This window comes from Flavobacterium sp. 9AF (assembly GCF_902506265.1).
Classification (GTDB): Bacteria; Bacteroidota; Bacteroidia; order Flavobacteriales; family Flavobacteriaceae; genus Flavobacterium.
Genome location: NZ_LR733556.1, coordinates 796,640 through 813,858, shown reverse-complemented (window position 1 = coordinate 813,858; position 17,219 = coordinate 796,640). Strand labels below are relative to the sequence as shown.

The 17,219-nt window shown below is 29.8% G+C and carries 18 protein-coding genes; 5 read left to right on the top strand and 13 right to left on the bottom strand.

Annotation, left to right across the window (positions count from 1 at the left end; genetic code table 11):
• Positions 1-802: 802 nt before the first annotated feature.
• Both HALO113_RS03800 and HALO113_RS03795 read right to left on the bottom strand, forming a co-directional pair.
• Positions 803-1,375 carry a pentapeptide repeat-containing protein gene (locus HALO113_RS03800; protein WP_159777757.1) on the bottom strand — a complete coding sequence of 191 codons (573 nt, stop codon included), beginning with the start codon at positions 1,373-1,375 and terminating at the stop codon, positions 803-805.
• Positions 1,376-1,378: 3 nt separating this feature from the next.
• Positions 1,379-2,731 carry a DEAD/DEAH box helicase gene (locus HALO113_RS03795; RefSeq protein ID WP_159777756.1) on the bottom strand — a complete coding sequence of 451 codons (1,353 nt, stop codon included), beginning with the start codon at positions 2,729-2,731 and terminating at the stop codon, positions 1,379-1,381.
• A gap of 146 nt (positions 2,732-2,877) precedes the next feature.
• Between HALO113_RS03795 and trxA the strand changes: the two genes are divergently transcribed.
• From trxA to HALO113_RS03780, 3 genes are read left to right on the top strand one after another with little or no spacing between them, the layout of a single operon-like run.
• On the top strand, positions 2,878-3,180 hold the full coding sequence (gene trxA, locus HALO113_RS03790) for a thioredoxin (protein WP_159777755.1): 303 nt from the start codon (positions 2,878-2,880) through the stop codon (positions 3,178-3,180).
• A gap of 57 nt (positions 3,181-3,237) precedes the next feature.
• Positions 3,238-3,624 (top strand): rhodanese-like domain-containing protein, encoded by a 387-nt coding sequence (locus HALO113_RS03785; RefSeq protein WP_159777754.1) that lies wholly within the window; start codon positions 3,238-3,240, stop codon positions 3,622-3,624.
• 29 nt (positions 3,625-3,653) lie between these two features.
• On the top strand, positions 3,654-3,866 hold the full coding sequence (locus tag HALO113_RS03780; RefSeq protein ID WP_159777753.1) for a DUF2892 domain-containing protein: 213 nt from the start codon (positions 3,654-3,656) through the stop codon (positions 3,864-3,866).
• 106 nt (positions 3,867-3,972) lie between these two features.
• On the opposite strand, the gene HALO113_RS03775 is transcribed toward HALO113_RS03780, so the two are convergent.
• Together HALO113_RS03775 and uvrA are read right to left on the bottom strand one after the other, a co-directional pair.
• A complete protein-coding gene (locus HALO113_RS03775; RefSeq protein WP_159777752.1) occupies positions 3,973-4,698 on the bottom strand; it encodes a TIGR00730 family Rossman fold protein in 726 nt (241 codons plus the stop codon).
• A gap of 32 nt (positions 4,699-4,730) precedes the next feature.
• A complete protein-coding gene (gene uvrA, locus HALO113_RS03770; RefSeq protein WP_159777751.1) occupies positions 4,731-7,562 on the bottom strand; it encodes an excinuclease ABC subunit UvrA in 2,832 nt (943 codons plus the stop codon).
• A 134-nt stretch (positions 7,563-7,696) separates the two neighbouring features.
• Between uvrA and HALO113_RS03765 the strand changes: the two genes are divergently transcribed.
• A complete protein-coding gene (locus HALO113_RS03765; RefSeq protein WP_159777750.1) occupies positions 7,697-8,038 on the top strand; it encodes an MmcQ/YjbR family DNA-binding protein in 342 nt (113 codons plus the stop codon).
• Here HALO113_RS03765 and HALO113_RS03760 read toward each other — a convergent pair.
• Positions 8,035-8,478 (bottom strand): thioesterase family protein, encoded by a 444-nt coding sequence (locus HALO113_RS03760; protein ID WP_201297566.1) that lies wholly within the window; start codon positions 8,476-8,478, stop codon positions 8,035-8,037. The genes HALO113_RS03765 and HALO113_RS03760 overlap by 4 nt on opposite strands.
• A 56-nt stretch (positions 8,479-8,534) precedes the next feature.
• On the opposite strand from HALO113_RS03760, the gene HALO113_RS03755 reads away from it, so the two are divergent.
• Positions 8,535-9,056: a hypothetical protein gene (locus tag HALO113_RS03755; protein WP_159777749.1), complete on the top strand. Its 522-nt coding sequence runs from the start codon at positions 8,535-8,537 to the stop codon at positions 9,054-9,056.
• A gap of 50 nt (positions 9,057-9,106) precedes the next feature.
• On the opposite strand, the gene HALO113_RS03750 is transcribed toward HALO113_RS03755, so the two are convergent.
• Genes HALO113_RS03750 through HALO113_RS03715 form a run of 8 tightly spaced genes read right to left on the bottom strand, consistent with a single transcriptional unit; the run spans position 9,107 to position 17,090 of the window.
• Complete coding sequence (locus HALO113_RS03750; protein ID WP_159777748.1) at positions 9,107-10,210, bottom strand: peptidylprolyl isomerase; 1,104 nt, start codon at positions 10,208-10,210, stop codon at positions 9,107-9,109.
• Between the two features lie 11 nt (positions 10,211-10,221).
• The gene (locus tag HALO113_RS03745; RefSeq protein ID WP_159777747.1) at positions 10,222-11,331 is read right to left on the bottom strand and encodes a peptidylprolyl isomerase; all 1,110 of its coding nucleotides are present in this window, start codon (positions 11,329-11,331) and stop codon (positions 10,222-10,224) included.
• A gap of 46 nt (positions 11,332-11,377) precedes the next feature.
• Positions 11,378-11,923, bottom strand: a complete 546-nt coding sequence (gene gldI / locus HALO113_RS03740; protein ID WP_159777746.1) for a gliding motility-associated peptidyl-prolyl isomerase GldI — start codon at positions 11,921-11,923, stop codon at positions 11,378-11,380.
• Positions 11,924-11,925: 2 nt separating this feature from the next.
• Positions 11,926-12,936: a bifunctional oligoribonuclease/PAP phosphatase NrnA gene (locus HALO113_RS03735; protein ID WP_159777745.1), complete on the bottom strand. Its 1,011-nt coding sequence runs from the start codon at positions 12,934-12,936 to the stop codon at positions 11,926-11,928.
• A gap of 1 nt (position 12,937) precedes the next feature.
• Positions 12,938-13,309 carry a fluoride efflux transporter CrcB gene (crcB, locus tag HALO113_RS03730; RefSeq protein WP_159777744.1) on the bottom strand — a complete coding sequence of 124 codons (372 nt, stop codon included), beginning with the start codon at positions 13,307-13,309 and terminating at the stop codon, positions 12,938-12,940.
• A 3-nt stretch (positions 13,310-13,312) separates the two neighbouring features.
• Entirely contained in the window at positions 13,313-15,310 is a 1,998-nt protein-coding gene (locus tag HALO113_RS03725) for a T9SS type B sorting domain-containing protein (protein WP_159777743.1), read from the bottom strand.
• 30 nt (positions 15,311-15,340) lie between these two features.
• Positions 15,341-16,180 (bottom strand): ABC transporter permease, encoded by an 840-nt coding sequence (locus HALO113_RS03720; protein ID WP_159777742.1) that lies wholly within the window; start codon positions 16,178-16,180, stop codon positions 15,341-15,343.
• Positions 16,181-16,190: 10 nt separating this feature from the next.
• Positions 16,191-17,090: an ABC transporter ATP-binding protein gene (locus tag HALO113_RS03715; RefSeq protein WP_159777741.1), complete on the bottom strand. Its 900-nt coding sequence runs from the start codon at positions 17,088-17,090 to the stop codon at positions 16,191-16,193.
• Positions 17,091-17,219: the final 129 nt, after the last annotated feature.

Sequence of the window (17,219 nt, the reverse complement as noted above, 5' to 3'; positions counted from 1 at the left end):
ATTAGCTTCATCATCTTTTTAACAAGAGATAAAGAAAATAAATAGACTTAAAGAAATTAAGCCAAAAAGGAACGATTTTTTTTCATATTACGTTGTTTTTAAATGTCACTAAATTTTAATTTAGTCGTAAATATTTTACAAAAGTATGTTATAATTACGTTTTTGATGGTTGCAGAAAAACTGTAAAAATTGTTAAAGTTTCCACCCAATCTTTCTCAAATATAGTCTACAACTAGTTTATATGTGTGACGAAATCACACATAGCCATCCAAAAGTAGGTAGCTATGTATGATAAACGTCATTCTTTTTATTTTTACTACTTACAAATCTAAACTATTCTATTTGCTCTCGCAATACTTATAAATATGTATTTTTTGCTCTTTTTTTAGCTTTTTTTATACGTATATGAGTCGTTTTTAGATAAAATACTAGTTTGTGATTGTATATGTTTTGGTAAAAATAAAAAGTAAGCAAATAGGAATTTTACGGGAAAGCGTAAAGGAGTAAATTTTTTTGTTATGGATGAGACTCTAAAGAGATTCTGAAACAAGTTCAGAATGACAAGTTTGTGACAGTTGTTTTGAAAGTAAAAACGGCTATAATAGCCCCGATTAACTCATAAATCGTATATTTTTTAATGGTATTCGTTGATTTAAAATTTGCAGAAGAAATCCTTTTCTTTTTTCAAAAAAAAGAAAAGATTGTAACGGATAGCGGGACAAATTTTCTACCGAAGTTTTGCTTTTGTGCTTCTGATTAGGAAAACTATGAATATACTATGAAAAAAGATACTATTTTTAACTTACTTTACCACAATATTATATTTTGATAATAAACCAGGTAGGCCTTCTAAAGAAAATTTCGCTTTTTTTATTTTGTTTGCTTCTGGATCAAAAGCATAATTAAAGCTTGTAGTAAAATCAGCTTTGGTTAAATTAGTTTGTATAAAAACAGTTCTTCTTAAATCGCAATTGTCAAATAAGGCTTCTGTTAAATCGGTTTGCATGAAATCGGCAGCGACTAAGCTACATCCTGTAAATTGAATTTGTTTTAATTTTAATGCATAAAATTTGGTGTAATCTAGAAGACAATTTGTAAAATTAAAATTATAAATCACTTGATCTGTCATAGCAAAATTTACGTTTGTAAAATCACATTGGATAAATTCAACACCACGAAGTGATACATAATTAATTTTAGTGTCATGAAAATTACAACCTGTAAAAGTGCAATCGATAAAATAGACACTTGTAAAAAAACAACTGCGGAAATCACAATTTATGAATTGGCAATTTTCGTATTCTTTATATTTAATATCTTCTTCTTGAAAGATAGTACCATTAAAATGTTGATCTTGAAAAAAATCGTTTGCCATAATTTATTTATTCTTTTTCCTTTTAGCTGCTTTTTTTGCATCAGCCGCACGATTTCGAGGAGCTGTTTTTCTAGGTTTTGTTTTACTAGGACCTCCGAGATTTATTTTCTTGTTTTTTTCTTTCTTTTCATGGAAAGCAGCTCCTTTGTTTTCTAAATTTATTTTTTTTCCTGTTGATTTAAATTTGCGTTTGTCTTTTTCAAATTCTAATTTTTTTTCTTCTATAACAACAGTTTCAGGTATTTCTAAAACATCAATTTCCATGTCCATTAGCATCTCAACTGCTAATAATTGTTCTTCTTCATAAGGAGCAACTAAACTTATTGCCACACCTTCTTTATCTGCTCTACCTGTCCTTCCAATACGATGCATATACTGTTCTGGAATCTCAGAAAATTGAAGATTTATAACATGAGTTATGTTAGAAATATCTAAACCTCTTGCCATTACATCGGTTGTAATGATACCTCTTAATGCTGCATTTTGAAAACTAGCCATAGTTGACAAACGATAATTTTGTGATTTATTGGAATGAATTACTCCAAATTGACTAGGAAATTCTTCTTCTAATATTTCAAAAACTACGTCAACTATACGTTTGTTATTTACAAATAATAATATTCTTTCAGTTGTTTCATCTGTAGCAAGAAGGTGTTTGACCAGATTCATCTTCGTTAGAAAATTAGGCACTTGATACACTTGTTGCGTAATTTGCTCCAAAGGTGTACCGCTTGGGGCTAAAGAAACTTCTTCTGGAAATTCGAAAAACTCATCTAAAACATCGTCAACATCATCTGTCATGGTAGCAGAAAACATTATATTTTGTCTTTTACTTTTCATCATAGACAAAATAGAAGTTAGTTGCACTCGAAATCCTAAATTGAGTATTTCGTCAAATTCATCTATAACTAATTTTTGTAATGCATCAAAACGCAAGACTCCATCTAAAGCTAAATCCATCGTTCTTCCAGGAGTTCCTACTAAAATATCCACACCTTGAGCTAAATCTTTGCGTTGCGTATTGATATTTATACCACCGTAAATACCGAGTGTTCGAACCGACATGTACTGGGTTAATTTTTCTACCTCTTCTACTACTTGAACCACTAATTCTCTAGTAGGAACCAAAATCAAGACACGTGGTGATTCGGTATGTTGAAATTTCCATTGTTTCAAAATAGGTAGTAAATAGGCAAAGGTTTTTCCTGTACCAGTTTGTGCAATTCCCATCATATCTCTACCTGATAAAATTACTGAAAAGGATTTTTCTTGAATGGGAGTAGGGTGTACAAATCCTAATTCATCTAAAGCTTTTTGTAATGATTTTGGTAAATCGAAATCTTGGAACGTTTTCATCTCAAATTAAATTTGTACAAAGGTACATAATCTTTTTTTGGATAAGAAAGATTTAAATATTGTTCCCTATTTTACTATTCTGTAACAAAGATTACATCGCTTACGAATACAAATTTGTAAATTTACACTTTAGAAAAAGAAAAGTTATGAATGCAAAATTTAATAGTTTAATAAATCAAAAAGAGTTGGTTCTTGTAGATTTCTATGCTGAATGGTGTGGGCCATGTAAGACAATGTCTCCAATTTTACAAGAAACTAAAGCTGTTTTAAAGGATAATGTGAGGATAATAAAAATTAATGTGGATCAATATCAAGATTTGGCTTCGGAATTTAGTGTACGAGGTGTACCCACATTAATTTTGTTTAAAGAAGGAAAGATGTTATGGAGACAATCAGGTGTGGTATCTTCTAAAGATTTGGTTAGTATTGTAAATCAGCATTTCAATTGATTTTTTTTGTAAATTTGATTGATATCGTGTAAAAATAAAATTAAATATTTAGTTATAATGAAAATAAAAATAGGAATTGTTTTTATGTTGTTTTTTATAGCAACTTCTTGTGTAAAATCGCAAACAGATGATATTAAATTAGTAAATACAACTGTTTTTGAAGAAAAAATGAAAGAAGAAGGAGTGCAATTAGTAGATGTAAGAACTCCGGAAGAATTTGCGAGTGGTCATTTAAAAAATGCAATCAATATTAATAGCAACGATTCAAATTTTAAACAACAAATTGAAAGTTTAGATAAAACAAAACCTATATTAGTATATTGTAAATCAGGTGGAAGAAGTGGAAGAGCTTGCGGTCAGTTAAAAGAACTTGGTTTTACAACGATAATTGATTTAGATGGAGGTATTTTAGCTTGGAAAGCAGATGGCAAAAGTGTAGAATAATTTTTTACGAACTAAATAAAACTACAATTATGAAAAAAAATATGGGAAAAGGAGATCGTTTTCTCCGTGTTATTATTGGAATTGTTGCATTTGTTTTTGGTTTATCCGATTTAGTAGAAGGTACATGGAAATGGGTTGCTTTAGCAGTAGGAATAATAATGATTCTTACTTCTTTAATACAATTTTGTCCTTTATATACTTTATTAGGAATTAATACCTGTAAAGTAAAAAGTGAAAAGTAAAAAAAGTAAAAAGTAAAAAGTAAATTATTTAAAAATAGTTACTAAAAAACCACAAATCAAAATATGAATTTGTGGTTTTTTATTTAAAAAAGGTATCCTGTAAATTTTAGAAATTTGGTGATAAATTGTACTTTTTGTAAAAGTTATCTAACACTTCTAATACTTGATCTTCATTGTCAACAATAGAAAATAAGTCTAAATCTCCAGGACTAATATTGTTGAATTTTTCTAATAAAGTAGCTTTAACCCAATCCATCAAACCTGTCCAAAATTCTGTGCCTACTAAAATGATAGGGAATTTGGCTATTTTTTTAGTTTGAATTAATGTAATTGCTTCGAATAATTCATCCAATGTTCCAAAACCACCAGGCATTACTACAAATCCTTGCGAATATTTTACAAACATTACTTTTCTCACGAAAAAGTAATCGAAATTTAAGTTTTTATCTCTGTCGATGTAAGGATTGAAATGTTGTTCAAAAGGTAAATCGATATTTAAACCCACTGAAGTTCCACCACCATGATGTGCTCCTTTATTACCAGCTTCCATAATACCTGGACCACCACCTGTAATTATACCATAACCTCCTTTACTAATTTTATACGCAATTTTTTCAGCTAACAAATAATATTTATCTTCAGGTTTTGTGCGTGCAGAACCAAAAATGGAAACGCAAGGGCCGATTCTACCCATGGCTTCGTATCCATTAACAAATTCGGACATGATTTTAAATATTGCCCAAGAATCGTTGGTTCTTATTTCGTTCCAAGTTTTTTGTTTAAACTTTTCTTGTATTCTATGATCTTCGTTTTCGTATTGATCTAATGCCATCTTCTTTTCAGTTTTAAAATTAAACAAGCCTGCTAAGATAATTCTTTTTTCAAAAACTGAGCCGTGTAGCTTTTTTTATTTGTAACAATTTCTTCGGGTGTTCCTTTGGCTACTAATTGTCCGCCACCTTTACCACCTTCGTAGCCAATATCAATTACATAATCGGCTAATTTTACGACATCTAAGTTATGTTCGATAATTAAAACGGTGTTGCCTTTATCTACTAATTTGTTAATCACATCCATTAAAACACGAATATCTTCAAAATGTAAGCCTGTGGTAGGTTCGTCTAATATATAAAAAGTGTTTCCTGTGTCTTTTTTAGATAATTCTGTTGCTAGTTTTACGCGTTGTGCTTCTCCACCTGAAAGTGTTGTGCTTTGCTGTCCTAAAGTAATATAACCCAAACCTACATCTTGAATGGTTTTTACTTTTCTGTAAATTTTTGGAATATTTTCGAAAAAATCAACCGCTTCATCAACCGTCATATCTAAAACGTCAGAAATTGATTTTCCTTTGTATCTAATTTCCAAAGTTTCACGGTTAAAACGTTTTCCTTGACAGGTTTCACATTCTACATATACATCGGGTAAAAAACTCATTTCAATGGTTCTTACTCCAGAACCTTCACATGTTTCACAACGACCACCTTTTACATTAAAACTGAAACGCCCTGCTTTATAGCCTCTGATTTGAGCTTCAGGAGTTAAAGTGAATAAGTTTCTAATTTCAGAAAAAACGTCGGTGTAAGTCGCTGGATTACTCCTTGGAGTTCTTCCAATAGGACTTTGGTCTATATCAATTACTTTGTCTATATGTTCTAAACCTTCAATTTTTTTGTAAGGTTGAGGTTCCTTCACTCCATTAAAAAAATGAGCATTAAGAATAGGATATAAAGTTTCATTAATTAAAGTAGATTTTCCACTACCAGAAACCCCAGTGACACAGATTAATTTTCCTAATGGAAATTCAACAGTTACATTTTTTAAATTATTTCCTGTCGCACCAGTTAATTTTACTATTTTTCCATTACCTTCTCGTCTGGTTTTAGGAACTTCTATTTCCATTTTTCCGTTTAGATATTGAGCGGTAATAGTATTGTGAGATAAAATCTCTTTGGGTGTTCCTTCACTAATAATTTTACCACCAAAACGACCTGCTTTTGGACCAATATCAATAACATAATCAGCCACCAAAATCATGTCTTTATCGTGCTCAACCACAATGACAGAATTTCCTAAGTCGCGAAGACTTTCTAAAGATTTTATAAGTCTTTCATTATCTCTTTGATGCAAACCAATACTTGGTTCATCTAAAATATATAATACGCCTACTAATTGTGAACCAATTTGTGTGGCTAAACGAATGCGTTGTGCCTCACCACCAGATAATGTTTTTGAACCTCTATTTAAAGATAAATAATTTAAACCGACATCTAATAAAAATTGAAGACGAGTGGTAATTTCTTTTAAAATTTCGGTTGCAATCGTTTTTTGTTTTTCAGATAAGTGGTTGGGTAAATCGTAAAACCAATCGGACAATTCAGAAATATCCATTTGAACTAAATCACCAATATTTTTATTATTGATTTTAAAATAAAGAGATTCTTTTTTTAAACGTGAACCATTACATTCGGGACAATTTTTTTCGTCCATAAATTCTTTAGCCCATCTTCTAATTGAAGAGGAACCACTTTCATCGTATTGATTTTTAATAAAATTAGAGATTCCTTCAAAATCAATTTTATAATCTTTTGTAATTCCCATAACTTTAGATACAACTGAAAATTTTTCATTTCCACCGTATAAAATCATTTGCATGGCTTCTTCTGGAAGGGTATCAATAGCATCTGTTAATTTGAAATTATACTTTTGTGCAATAATTTCAAGTTGTTTGAAAATCCATGAGTTTTTATATTCGCCTAACGGTGCAAAACCACCACTTTTGATGGATGCTTTAGGATTGGGAACAATTTTAGAAAGATTAATTTCATTAACAGTCCCTAAACCATTGCATGTAGGGCACGCTCCTTTTGGTGAATTGAATGAAAAGTTATTGGGTTCTGGATTAGGATAAGAAATACCAGAGGTAGGACACATTAAACTTCTACTATAAAAACGTACTTCTTGACTTTCTTGTTCGATTACTAATAAAACATCTTCACCATGATACATAGCTGTATTGATACTTTCAGCTAATCTTTTTTCTGTTTCTTCATTGTTTTCAATTGCCATTCTATCGATTACAATTTCAATATCGTGTGTTTTGTAACGATCGACTTTCATGCCAAATTCTAAATCGCGAATTTGCCCATCCACGCGTACTTTTAGAAAGCCTTGTTTGGAAATTTGTTCAAATAACTCTCTATAATGACCTTTTCTTGAACGAATAACAGGAGCTAAAATATTGATTCTTTTCCCTTGAAAATCCTCAATGATGAGGTTTTTAATTTGCTCATCGGAATATGAAACCATTTTTTCTCCCGTATTGTAACTGTAGGCATCCGCAGCACGAGCATATAATAATCGGAGAAAATCATAGATTTCTGTAATCGTACCTACAGTAGAACGTGGACTCTTACTAGTTGTTTTTTGTTCGATAGCAATTACAGGCGAAAGACCATCAATTTTATCTACATCAGGGCGTTCTAAGCCACCTAGAAATTGGCGTGCATAAGCTGAAAAGGTTTCAATATATCTTCTCTGACCTTCAGCATAAATAGTATCAAAAGCTAAGGAAGATTTTCCTGAACCCGATAAACCAGTTATAACAACTAATTTTTCGCGAGGAATGACAACATCAATATTTTTTAGATTATGAGCTCTCGCACCAATAATTTCTATAGTTTCTTCTGTGTTTAGCATAATTTTTTTGGCAAAACGCAAAGATACCAATTTGTAAGGATAAAAGCTAATAGCCTTATTCAGAATTAAATGTTAATACTTTAGATTAAAGAATACACTATTTTTTGTACATTTAGTAAAACATTAAAACCAATATGATTACTATTGAAGCCTTACGTAAACACGTTTTTTCTTTTCCAGAAGTAGAAGAAGCACCACATTTTGAGAAAATTTCTTTTCAAGTGAAAAAGAAAATCTTCGTAACGTATTCTCATTCTAATCATATTATAACTTTAAAATTATCCTTAGAAGAACAAGATGTGTTTTCATCAGGTAAAGGCAATGCAATTTATCCTGTTCCAAACGCATGGGGTAAGCAAGGTTGGACAGTTGTAGATTTAAGTATCGTACATGAAGATTTATTTCATGATGCGATTGCTACCGCATATAGTAATGTTGCACCAAAGAAATTAGTACAATTAGTAAAAAAAAATTAGCTTAAAACAGGTTCGTATTGAGTTAGGTCTTCACGTAACCAATCAGGAATTTCAACCGATTTTCCTATAGAAATATCCACTAAAACTTGCACACTTTTACCTTTGGCATGAATAATTTCGTTATTCTCTTTGTCTAAACTTGTAATAAGATATTCGATTTCAAAACTCTTGGAACCAATTGTAGAAGTGCGCAATTTAATGCTTGGTTGTTTAGCAGTTAACTTTAATTCTTTATAATAGTCGCATTCGATGTGAGCAATAACAAACATGTTTTTTGTCCAATCCCATTGTTTACTAGCAGCTAGCATGTAATGACCACGTCCAATTTGAAAATATTCAAAATAATATACATTATTTACATGGTTTAATGGGTCTAAGTCATTCCAACGAATACTTAATGGCATTGAAAATCTAAAATCATTTGTGTTTATTGCGCTCATAGTATAAAAATTATGTTGCAAATTTAATATATTTGAGTTTTAAAGTTATTTATATTATGAAATTATTAGGAATTGGTTCAAGAATTAAACATAATGAATATGGTGTAGGGGTAATTACAAATGTTACTTCTAAATATTATTGGGTTACGTTTATAGATAAAGGTGTTGAGACAATTACTTTAGACGAAGAAATTGAAGTGATTGAGGCTGTTGAGGATGAGGTTGATACGGTTAGTTTTTTTGAAGTTGAAAAAATGCTAAAAGGAATTCTAGAAAAATATAGTGATATAGGTCCAAAAGTATCTATCGCTGATAAATGGAAAGGGGGCAAATTAATACTTGAACCTGGTACAGCTACTCAAAATAAAGAAGTGCCTATTGATACTTTTTTTAATAAAATTGTAATGGTTAGAGATCGTGTGAGGGTAATGGAACAAAAGATTAATTCAAGTAATTTAGAACAAAATGAAAAGATAGAAATGCAACAATATATTACTAGAATTTATGGTAGTTTAACTACTTTTAATGTGTTGTTTAAAAATCAAAGTGATTATTTTGTGGGTGAGAAATCGAAGTAGTTCTTTTGAAATAAAAAAAAAGCTCCAATCTAAAAATTGGAGCTTTCTAATTATTGTTGTTTTTCTAATAATTCAACTTCAAAAATTAAATTAGTATTAGGAGGAATCACACCACCAGCACCCGTTTTTCCATAACCTAATTCTGAAGGGATAAAAAGAAGTACTTTGTCCCCTAAATTCATATTATTTACGCCTTCCAGAAAACCAGGAATTAATCCTCCTTTATTACCATATTGAAAAGGAAAAGGCAAATAACCATTTTGATTCGCTCTATTTTGATCAAATTTACCATAAGCTTTGCTTACTTCTTCGTAACTACTATCAAATAGTTTTCCATCTTCAAAATAACCTGCGTAATGAATATAAACTTGAGAACCATCTGCTGGTTTAATCCCGTTACCTTTTTGAGTGATAATGTATTTCAAGCCAGAAGGTAATAGAACAGCTTCTTTGTTTTTACTTTCAAAATAAACCTTTTTATCTGTGATTGTTTGTTGTAGTTTGGCTTCAAATTCTTTCTTTTTTTGAGCTTCAATTTTATCTTTCTCTTCTTTTTCTTTCATGTAGGTTTCGAAGACTTTTTCAGCTTTGAATTTTTTTGCTAATTTACCATTTCTAATAATCGTTATTTTTTCAATAGCGTCATTTTGAGCGATAGCATCTACCACTTCTTGTCCTTGAATTACGTGTCCAAAAACAGTATGTTTTCCATCTAACCAAGGAGTTTCTTTATGAGTAATAAAAAACTGGCTTCCATTTGTACCAGGACCAGCGTTAGCCATTGATAGGATACCTGCTTTGTCATGTTTTAATTCGGTAACGATTTCATCCACAAACTTATATCCTGGATCACCAGCTCCTGTTCCTTGAGGATCACCACCTTGAATCATAAAATTAGCGATTACTCTATGAAATTTTAAGCCATTATAAAAAGGTTTACCTTTTAATTCTTCTTTTACAAAGGAGTTTTTTCCTTCTGCTAGAGATACAAAATTAGCTACAGTGATAGGTGTTTTTTCAAATTCTAATTGTAAAAGGATTTTTCCTTTAGAGGTTGTTATTTCTGCAAATAATCCTTCGTTTTTTTGAGCTAATGCAGCATAAAAAGTGCTACAAAGGATGGCAATAAAAAAAGCTATCTTTTTTGTGTTCATTGTGAATATAATTAATTTGGCATGTTTTCTAAAATTTCTATCTCAAAAATAATATCGGTATTTGGAGGGATTACATTTCCAGCACCTTGACTTCCATATCCTAAATTTGAAGGTATATAAACCATAATTTTGTCTCCAAAAGAAAGTAATTCAATCCCTTCAATAAATCCTGGAATTAATCCTTGTTTACTACCAAATTCAAAAGGAAAAGGTTTATATCCATTCTGTTGAGCTCTTATTGGGTCATATTTAGCAAAGGTTTGAGATACACTTTCATAATTGGAATCAAAAAGTTCTCCATTAGGTAAAAAACCAGCATAATATACAAATACTTTTGATCCTTTTTTAGGTTTATTGCCTTCTCCTTTAGTTAAGTATTTGTAAATAACACCTGATTTTGTTTTAGTACCTTCTTCTTTTAATTTAGCAATTTCTTCTGCTTTTAACTTTTTTGTTTCTTCCACTTTTAAAGCTGCTAAACGTTGTTCTTCTTCTTCCTTTTTTTGAACTTCAGCAGCTACTTTATAATATTCTTTAAAAATTTTTACTGCATCAAACTTTTTTGCTTTAGCTCCTTTTCTAATGATAGATATTTTATAAATGTTATCATTTCCTTCTATTGAATCTACAACATCTAATCCTTCCATTACTTCTCCAAAAACTGTATGTACATTATCTAGCCAAGAAGTTTCTCTGTGTGTTATAAAAAATTGGCTTCCATTCGTGTTTTTACCAGAATTAGCCATTGATAAAATTCCTTTTTTATTGTGTTTTAAATCAGGATGAAATTCATCTTTAAATTTATATCCAGGATTTCCAGAACCATCACCATTAGGATCTCCACCTTGTATCATGAAATTTGGGATTACTCTGTGAAAAGTTAATCCATCATAAAAGGGTTTGTTACTAAATTCTCCTGATACAAACGGATTTTTTCCTTCGACAAGAGAAATGAAATTAGCCACTGTAATAGGTGTTTTTTCAAATTCTAATTTTACTACAATATCTCCTTTGTTAGTTTCTATATCGGCATAAATACCGTCTTCAAATTTTGCAAATTTGTCATTACATGAGGTAAAGAAAAGTAATAAAGTAAATGAAAAGATAAAAAAATGTTTCATAGTAGATTTATTTTGTTTTTGTTTGTTTGCTGTTTTATCATTAAAATTAATTAATAGTATCTTTTTTAATGTCATTTAAAGTTACTGTACAAATTAGAGGCATGTTTGATTTTATTTTATTATCATCTCCATGATAGCCAAACCCCATATGAGAAGGGAATAAAAAAGTTATAGTTTCTCCTTTTTTCATTAGTTTAATTCCATCTCTTAATCCCATCATTATATTTTGTTTATCGATGGTGTATTGTTGTGGTTTTAATTCTTCTTTTGAATAAATTACATTATTATTAATATCATTAATTTCGTAATCAAACAAAGCAATATCACCTTTAACAGGTAAATTACTATTTGCTTCTATTTTAGTGATGTATTTATACCAATAACCTTTATTGGATGCAATATACTCTTTTAAAGTGTCTTTTTTAATTATTGTATTAATTAAGGATTCTTCACTCGCAATTAATTTTTTGTTTCTTTCAATAGATTCTTTAATAAAATTGCCATCCGTTTTAGAAATAGGCTTTCTCGCTTGTTGTTTTGAACAACTTACAAGAATAGAGGCAATAACGATTATCTGAAAAATTATCTTCATTTTTATTTTTTTTCTGTTGCTAAAATAGCAATAAATTGGTTGACTGTTTCTTCTAAGCTTAAAAAAGATTTTCCCCCTGCTGCATTTATATGACCACCTCCATTAAAGTGCTTTCGAGCAAATTCGTTTACATCAAAATTACCTTGTGATCGAAAAGAAATTTTTATAATTCCTTCTTCTTTGTTTTCTATAAAAATTGCGGTTACAATAATTCCTTTTATACTCAATCCATAATTAACAATACCTTCTGTATCACCTTTTTTATAACTGTATTGATTAAGTTCTTCTTGGCTTAGGGTAATGTAAGAAGCGTTAAATTCAGGAAGCACTTTTAAGTTTTGTAATGCTTTGCCTAAAAGTTGTAGGCGTTCATAACTTGAATTGTCAAATAATAAATTATGTATTTCACTATTATTAATGCCTCTACTAATTAAATCTGCTACACATTGATGTGTTTCTGGAGTAGTTTTGGGAAATCTAAAACTTCCTGAATCGGTAACAATTCCTGTATATAGGCAGGTTGCTATTTCTTTATTAATTAGATGGTTGTAGCCTAAGATATTTATAAAATCATATATCATTTGGCAGGTTGAACCGTAATTAACATCTGAAAAAGTATATTTTGAATAAGTATCAGGTAATTGATGATGATCAATCATGATCATTGTATTAGATAATTTTTCTAATGTTTTTTGCATTGCATCACCTGTGCGATGTAAGGCGTTAAAATCTAAAGTAAAAATATAATCACTGTTTTGTAAGATAGGTAAAGCTTTATCATATTCTCTTTCAAAAATAACAGTTTCATTAGCCTTTGGTAACCATTCTAAAAAATCAGGGTATTCATTTGGTGAAATGAAAGTTACTTGATGATTTAATTGAATTAGAAAGTGTAATAAACCTAAGGAAGATCCCATAGCATCACCATCAGGGTTTCTATGTGAAATAATTGTAATTTTTTTTGGTGAACTTAGTAACGATTTAAGCTCGCTAATTTCTTTACTTGAAAACATCTTATTTAGTTAAGTATATGCCTAATCCTACAAATGCTATACCAATTGTTATAGATAATATAATATAAGACAGTGTTAATATATAATTTTGTGATTGTAATAGATTATAATTTTCTAAGCCAAATGTTGAAAAAGTGGTAAATCCACCACAAAATCCTGTTATTAGTAATAATTTAAAAGCTTCATTAGAAGAATGGTTTTTAATAAAATATCCTACTAATATTCCAATTAAGAGACAACCAATCATATTTGCAAAAAGGGTGGCAATGTACCCTTTGTTAGGAAAAAATTTACCTATATAGATATTGCTTAAGTATCTTAAAACACTTCCTAATCCGCCTCCTAAAGCAATAAAAATAATGTTTTTTAGCATAATTTATCTTTTCAGTGAAAAGTGATTTTTTATTTTTTTTCCATTGGGTAATTCTATTACAAACCAATAGTCTGAAGAAGGAAGAATTTGACCATTAAATGTTCCATTCCATCCGTTTCCTTGAGGACTTATTTGTTTTAGTAATTTCCCAAATCTATCAAAAATATATATTTTACTGTTTTCAAGACCCGCTTTTTCTAAATTTTTAATTTGCCAAGTGTCATTATATCCATCACCATTAGGTGTAAAAAATTTTGGAAAATCTAAAATGATAAAAGTTTTTGAACTTAATCCGCAACCATTTTTGTCATTAACATATACGGTGTATTCACCTGCAAGTAAGTTTTGAAATACATTAGAATCTTGATAGTTTAAGCCGTTTAATGAGTATTCATAATTGCCATTACCTGAAACTATTATTGTAGCTGTATTGTTTTCTGAAAAATCGGAAACGATTACATCTTCAATAGTTGCAATTTGAGAAGCTTGTACTGTGAATGTTTTTGTTTTAAAACATCCTAAAGTATTTTCTAAAGTAACTGTATAAACACCAGAATTTGATACTGTAATACTTTGTGTAGTTTGTACTGGATTTGTATTCCAGCTGTAGGAAACAAAACTATTTCCAGCATCTAAAATAAGATTGTCGCTTTCACAAATGCCAAACATTTCATCAGAATAGTCTTCCGTAAAAGTGTTAACTTCAATTGTAATTGGGAAAACTACTGTATCATAGCAATTAGGTATATTAGTAACTTTGGCATATAGTGTTTGCAGATTAGGAACCGTATTTTGATAAGTTAAGGGTAGGGCAGTTGTAGAAGTTGGACTATCAAATATGCTTAATTGATAATTAGAAGGTAGGTTAGTAATTATTTGTGGAATAATTAAATTTAAATCAAAAGTTGTTATACCGTCTTGTATGTCATCATCATCACATTGAGAAAAGTTAGTATTTGAGCTTTGTATTAATGTTGGAGCAAATTCAATGTCAATTTCATCCATTGGAGCAGGACTACAACCAGGAATAGAAACAATAACTTTGTATGTACCATTTTGTGTAATAGTAAGGGTTGAAGTAGTTTCTCCAATAATTTCATTCCCATTTAAAAACCATTGATGTGTTCCTGTTAATTGGGTATCTAATTGAAAGGTACCACATACAGGGTTACCATTTGCAATAGTTCTATCCTCACCTAAGTTTACATTTGTATTAAAACTTCCTCCTTTAAGAAAAATAGCAGAATCATACCTGTAATTCCCTTCGTCAGCAATAACTAGTTTTATATGGTACTGTGTGCCAGGAGTTACAGTAGCTTGAGCAGTTAAAATTTTAGTTTGGCCATTAAAATTTGTTGGGTGATTTGTATTGTTAAATGCATCAAAATATTGTTCGTTTTGAGGGCCACAACCTCCAGGAATGTTTGGGTGAACTGTAGTTACTTTAACAGGGGTATTCGTGTTCGGAATTAATGCTAAGTTTTGATAAATTGTTGAGCCCACTTCTCTTAGTAGAAATGCAAATCCATCAGAATATTGACAAGTTGCGGTTCCATGATATTCTTCAGAAGAAAAAATATAATCGAAACTGATACGATTTCCTAAAGGTGTAAAATCAAATTCTAATATAGTCGCATTAATAGAATTGGAAATATTTAACGCTTGATTTAAATCACTATCACCAGTCCATCCAATACCATTTCCATCATCTGAAATGGAAGCGTTAGGTCCTGGTGCGTTATATATTCTACCTGTACTTAGAATAATTCCATTTTCAAGAGGAAAAGAAGATCCATCTCGATTAAAATAACCATAAGACTTATCACCTGAAGGAAAATTTCCACCTGAAACAGTCACATTAGTTACTGATGCGCATCCACTATTAATCAGAATATCTTCTACTAATTGTTGCGGTGTGTAAGTATTTTGATCTACACTAATACTTTGTGCACTAATATTCTGAAATAATAGAATAATTATTATAAAATGTAAATACCTCATTTCTACTTTTTAATAGCAGAGGCAAAGATACTACAAATCTCTTTTTTTCAATATATAATAAGAAGAATAAATAAAGATTACTGTCCAAACACATACGATCGCAATCTCACCAAAATGAACTCCATATTCTCTAACCACTTCTTCACCAGTAATAGTAGTTTCGATATTTTTTATGGCTGAAAGTCGAGTAAAAGGCTCTTTGATTAAATTACTCATTGATTCCAACGGGAAGAATTGATTTATTTTTGAATAGATATCTGTTTTAGGAAAAAATTTCCATCTTAAGAGACCAGATACTATAAATTCTGCAATATTCCAAATTAATAAAAATCCTAAAGCGAAGGCACTTCTTTTAACTAAGATACCTAAAAATAAGCAAAATGAAAAGAAACCAATTAATTTAAATAAAAAGGCGATAAGGTATTCTAAATCTGAAAATACGATACTAAATTCGGTATAGGATGAAAATGAAAAACCTAGAATAAGCGATAAAACAAATATAAATAGAGTAGAAGCCAGTGCAAAAGTTACAACGGTTAAGAATTTTGATAAAATGAATTCTTTCTTACTCATACCGTCGATTAAATTTTGTTTTAAAGTGCCATAAGTATATTCATTCGCCATCATAGATACAATGACAATAGCTAAGAACAATTTGAAATAGCCAGCAATATAAGTGTTAAAATGCCATATATAGGGAAAATTAAAAATTCCTTGATCTGCAATGTGTAGTTTAAAATTACCAAATTCAAACTTTATTGAAGCTATTAAGGCTATAAAGGATAATAAAATAAAATAAGAAAAAATTAAAAATTTACTAGCTTTATTTTTGAATAATTTTTGAAATTCTATGGTGAGTAATCGTTTCATTTTCTTTGTGTTAGTTGTTTTTAGTTAATTGTAAAAATTGTTCTTCCAGACTGTTTTTTCTTTTTACTAAATGTTGTAAAACAATTCCTTTTTCAAACAAATAACTATTTAATGTTTTTGCTTCTAAATGGTTTTTTAAGTAAACTAATAATTTATCTTCTTCTATCTTAACATCTTTTACTTCAGGAAGTAGTAATAAAACCTTTCTTAAATTATCGTTATCATCTGATTTTAATTCAAAAAACCCTTCATTTGATAACATTCCGTCAACAGGGCCATGATATAATGTTTCTCCATAACGAAGTACGACTACATGGCTGCAAACTTTTTCTACTTCATCTAATAAATGAGAAGCTAGTAAAATTGTAGTTCCTTGAGAAGCTATGAGTTTTATTAAGTCTCTAATTTGTCTAATACCTTGTGGATCTAACCCATTAGTAGGTTCATCTAAAATTAAAATTTCGGGATCATTTAACAGGGCAGAAGCAATGGCTAATCGTTGTTTCATCCCTAATGAAAATGTTCTGAATTTACTGTCTTTACGCTCAATTAGTCCGACTAACTCTAGTTTTTCAATAACTTTTGAGTAAGGAATGTCTTTAATTTTGCAAACTAATTCTAAATTTTCTTTGGCTGTCATGTAAGGATAGAAGTTAGGTCTTTCTATAATAGCACCTACTTTTTTTAAAGCTTCATGAACAGGTAAATTTCCATTAAACCATTGGTAACTACCAGATGTTTTATTTACAACGTTTAATACAATTCCTAAAGTAGTTGATTTTCCAGAACCATTTGGACCAAGAATTCCGTAAACATTTCCTTTCTGAATTTCAAAAGAGACATTTTTAACAGCATGTACTCTTTTGTTAAAAATTTTATTCAGATTGCTAATTGTTAGTATTGTTTCCAAAATATAAGTTTTTTTATATAAACAAGACGAAACTTATCTCTATTTGTTACAAAATGTATTAATGAATAAATTTTTTAATAAAGAATTACCATTTTTTTTGACTATCCAATTTTTAAATATGCTTATTTT

Bases quoted from the DNA above. Each gene is read 5' to 3' on its own strand.
- HALO113_RS03800 (WP_159777757.1), bottom strand. From the start codon at position 1,375: ATGGCAAACGATTTTTTTCAAGATCAACATTTTAATGGTACTATCTTT.
- HALO113_RS03795 (WP_159777756.1), bottom strand. From the start codon at position 2,731: ATGAAAACGTTCCAAGATTTCGATTTACCAAAATCATTACAAAAAGCT.
- trxA (WP_159777755.1), top strand. From the start codon at position 2,878: ATGAATGCAAAATTTAATAGTTTAATAAATCAAAAAGAGTTGGTTCTT.
- HALO113_RS03785 (WP_159777754.1), top strand. From the start codon at position 3,238: ATGAAAATAAAAATAGGAATTGTTTTTATGTTGTTTTTTATAGCAACT.
- HALO113_RS03780 (WP_159777753.1), top strand. From the start codon at position 3,654: ATGAAAAAAAATATGGGAAAAGGAGATCGTTTTCTCCGTGTTATTATT.
- HALO113_RS03775 (WP_159777752.1), bottom strand. From the start codon at position 4,698: ATGGCATTAGATCAATACGAAAACGAAGATCATAGAATACAAGAAAAG.
- uvrA (WP_159777751.1), bottom strand. From the start codon at position 7,562: ATGCTAAACACAGAAGAAACTATAGAAATTATTGGTGCGAGAGCTCAT.
- HALO113_RS03765 (WP_159777750.1), top strand. From the start codon at position 7,697: ATGATTACTATTGAAGCCTTACGTAAACACGTTTTTTCTTTTCCAGAA.
- HALO113_RS03760 (WP_201297566.1), bottom strand. From the start codon at position 8,478: ATGAGCGCAATAAACACAAATGATTTTAGATTTTCAATGCCATTAAGT.
- HALO113_RS03755 (WP_159777749.1), top strand. From the start codon at position 8,535: ATGAAATTATTAGGAATTGGTTCAAGAATTAAACATAATGAATATGGT.
- HALO113_RS03750 (WP_159777748.1), bottom strand. From the start codon at position 10,210: ATGAACACAAAAAAGATAGCTTTTTTTATTGCCATCCTTTGTAGCACT.
- HALO113_RS03745 (WP_159777747.1), bottom strand. From the start codon at position 11,331: ATGAAACATTTTTTTATCTTTTCATTTACTTTATTACTTTTCTTTACC.
- gldI (WP_159777746.1), bottom strand. From the start codon at position 11,923: ATGAAGATAATTTTTCAGATAATCGTTATTGCCTCTATTCTTGTAAGT.
- HALO113_RS03735 (WP_159777745.1), bottom strand. From the start codon at position 12,936: ATGTTTTCAAGTAAAGAAATTAGCGAGCTTAAATCGTTACTAAGTTCA.
- crcB (WP_159777744.1), bottom strand. From the start codon at position 13,309: ATGCTAAAAAACATTATTTTTATTGCTTTAGGAGGCGGATTAGGAAGT.
- HALO113_RS03725 (WP_159777743.1), bottom strand. From the start codon at position 15,310: ATGAGGTATTTACATTTTATAATAATTATTCTATTATTTCAGAATATT.
- HALO113_RS03720 (WP_159777742.1), bottom strand. From the start codon at position 16,180: ATGAAACGATTACTCACCATAGAATTTCAAAAATTATTCAAAAATAAA.